The 2,694-nt window shown below is 41.9% G+C and carries 2 protein-coding genes; one reads left to right on the top strand and one right to left on the bottom strand.

What is annotated here, in order from left to right; translation table 11 throughout:
- Positions 1 to 605 (top strand): tryptophan--tRNA ligase (locus GX089_12310; protein ID NLP03272.1); only part of this gene is annotated, 605 nt, incomplete at its 5' end.
- A 618-nt stretch (positions 606 to 1,223) separates the two neighbouring features.
- On the opposite strand, the gene GX089_12315 is transcribed toward GX089_12310, so the two are convergent.
- Positions 1,224 to 2,417 carry a hypothetical protein gene (locus GX089_12315; GenBank protein ID NLP03273.1) on the bottom strand — a complete coding sequence of 398 codons (1,194 nt, stop codon included), beginning with the start codon at positions 2,415 to 2,417 and terminating at the stop codon, positions 1,224 to 1,226.
- Positions 2,418 to 2,694 lie beyond the last annotated feature (277 nt).

Here is a 2,694-nt window from a genome sequence, read left to right on the forward strand (position 1 = left end):
GTCTTTTTTCCTATCCGGTTCTAATGGCTGCGGACATTCTTGCTTATCAGGCAAACAGAGTACCTGTGGGAAAAGACCAGAAGCAGCATCTTGAGATTGCCAGGGATCTTGCGATTAAATTCAACTCCACTTATGGTAACGCTTTTACTGTTCCTGAACCTGAGATAAAAGAGGAACTGGCAGTAGTACCTGGAATTGACGGTCAGAAGATGTCCAAATCCTATGGAAATACCATAGAAATTTTTGGTGATGAGAAATCGATACAAAATAAAGTGATGAGCATAGTCACCGATTCTGCACCCGTAGATGCGCCAAAAGAACCGGAAAAAAGCATTATCTTTACTATATATAAGCACTTTGCATCCGCATCTGAGACAGAAATTATGGCTGAGAGATTCAGGGCCGGAGGTTACGGGTACGGTGAAGCGAAGAAGGAGCTTTTCGATGTACTGTGGGACTACTTTGAACCTTTCCGCAAACGCAGAGAGGAACTTGAAAGCAAACCCGGACTGGTAAAGGAAATAAGAGAAAAGGGTGCAGCCAAAGCCAGGAAGGTGATCTCTTCAACTTTGGAAAGGGTGAGAAGTCTGGTGGGAGTGGATTGAACACAGATCTTATGTGTTAATTTCCTTGTGGTCAATCATAGCAGATTTGATTATCTATTCAAAAGATTCTTTCCTTGACGAAATTTGATACTGTCTATTGCGGTTTCCCTGAAAAGGTCCTCCATGCAGTTAAACTTTCTAATTTTTTCTCCTGAAATCATAAAATGCAGAGTATCAAAACCGACAACATCACATCCAACGTGAGTCATTTTAACAGTACCCGGATAATGGATTGTCTGTACAGGATGGTATCCTGAACCTACTATCAGATCAGAATATCCTGTCAGATAAACAAATTAACAGCATCGGGAAAAATCCACTCATCTTTATTCTTCTTTGCCCTACGTTTTATTACAAATACAGTGTCAGTATAATTAATACCCACTTTTCAAGTAATGACTATTTGTTTTTACATCTCCCTGCGTTTTCCATTATCAATTACAAAGGGACAAATGATTTCTTATTGAAACTGTAAAAAACAGCAACTCTTGTTTCAATCTATTTATTGATAAGAAATAGTGTCACCATTTTCATCTTCAAATAGAGCTTTATGAATGAGTATCCCCCTACCCCCCTTATTTAAGGGAGCGCTTCCAGCGAGAGGATTCTTCTATTTACTCAGACCAGAAGCTCAATACCATAGCCGCTGTGTTTTGAGAAATCGATCAGTACAGGTTTAATCTTCTGATGGTTTTTTGTTTCGTAGATGATCACCTGCGGACACTCCAGATTATCCGGGTTGTCCTTTGCGACCACCCCGTAATAGCCGTCCATCTGTGAATGAGGTGATCTTGTAATGCGGACACGGGTGCCAACCGGATAGAGCGGCACCATCGTACAGAGCGTCTTTACGATATCGGAGTTAAGTTCCGTACCGCTCATTTGTATGATCTTCCTTATAGCATCCTTTGCAGGCATCGGCTCTATTTTTTCCCGTGGACGGCCTGAGATAAACATGTCGTAAACCTCGGCGACAGCTACAATCTGGGCAAACCTGTGGATCAGATGTTTGCGTGAGAAATCCTTGAGAGGAGGACGATTATCACCTGTTAAACCCTGAGGATATCCACTCCCGTTTTCCCTCTCATGGTGCTGAAGTGCCACTGCTGCGCCTGTGACCGGAACGGAGTGATTCTGGGAAAGCATCATAAAACCGATAATTGTATGCTGTTTGTAAATCCTGGCCTCTTCAGCATCAAAATCAGACATGTTTTTCTGCAGCAGATTTTTAGGAATGGCAATAAGCCCCAGATCGTAGTTGAGGGCCCCTATCCCCAATTGCCTGAGCTCATCATAAGGAAATCTGTACTTTCTCCCTATGCAAAGCGAAGTAATCGTTACGTTAAGAGAATGGGAGAGTAAACTATGTTCTGCCTTTTTCAGGGAGGAAAGATTGAGCACAAGAGAGGATTGTCCCATGATCTCATCTATAAACTCCTGAAGAGTTTTTGTCATCCCGGTGTTCAGAATAAATTTGTTAAGATATGCACGGTTCTGGTGCAGGATGTTTTTTATTTCCTCTTCACTGAGCTTATGGATTTCCTTTATAGTGCTGCTGAGATTCCTGGAGGTAGACTCTATCTCCTGATACATCTTTCGCTGTATCTCTTCCGATACTACAGCTTCAGGATGAGCCTCCTCGGTGCCCTCCACCTCCACAAGGACACTCTTGTAACCAAGCTCTCTGAGCCTGTCCTTATATCTGTCTTTAATCTTGAATCCGGCTGCAAGAAGTAATTCTCCGGTGGGAAGGAAAATCGATTCACCCAGAATCATGTCTTCAGTCAGTTCATCGATGCTATACCGAACCACTACGTCCCTTTCTCACTTGACATGCTCCCTGACTATAAGATATTATACCATCCGCACCTTTTATTTTAAAGGATAAAGTACCGTGAAATGAGTATTTTGCTTGTATATCACTAAATCGGCATCGGTATCGGTATTGAAAAGATGAAATACTGTATAAAAGGAATCTATTCCGATGCCGACCCCGAACTGAAAACAAACAGTTGAGTTTTCAAATACAATATGATCACTGAAATAAAAAAAGTCTCTTCTCTCAATGAACCCGGGGTTTCACTCTACA

This window comes from Fibrobacter sp., from assembly GCA_012523595.1.
Taxonomy (GTDB): domain Bacteria; phylum Fibrobacterota; class Chitinivibrionia; order Chitinivibrionales; family Chitinispirillaceae; genus JAAYIG01.